Source organism: Flagellimonas flava (genome assembly GCF_050617915.1).
GTDB classification, from domain to species: domain Bacteria; phylum Bacteroidota; class Bacteroidia; order Flavobacteriales; family Flavobacteriaceae; genus Flagellimonas; species Flagellimonas flava_A.
In genome coordinates this window covers 1-265 of record NZ_JBODQE010000074.1, presented here as the reverse complement: position 1 = coordinate 265, position 265 = coordinate 1, and the positions used below count along the sequence as shown (strand labels likewise).

Annotated in this window: 1 protein-coding gene; it reads right to left on the bottom strand. The window is 46.4% G+C overall.

Annotation, left to right across the window (positions count from 1 at the left end; genetic code table 11):
* Nucleotides 1–265 (bottom strand): FIST N-terminal domain-containing protein (locus ACRHOZ_RS21020; RefSeq protein ID WP_431130249.1); only part of this gene is annotated, 265 nt, incomplete at both ends.

Below are 265 nucleotides of genomic sequence, written 5' to 3'. Positions count from 1 at the left end.
CCGGTGCCTTTTCTCCCAAGTATTTTTTATACAAATCTAAAGCGGGCTTACCATCAATCACATACAGCACATTGCCTACAGATTTGGTAATGGTTCGCCCCGGACCAAAAGGGGTCCAACCTCCAAAATTGGCATAGCTTACTTCCAGGGCTTCACCATAAAGGGCGATGGCCACCACTTCACCTTGTTTAGGGACTTCATTATACGAAGTCAATGTCTTTTCAAATCGGGCACCGTCACCGCAAAGTCCACCAGTAATAGAAGC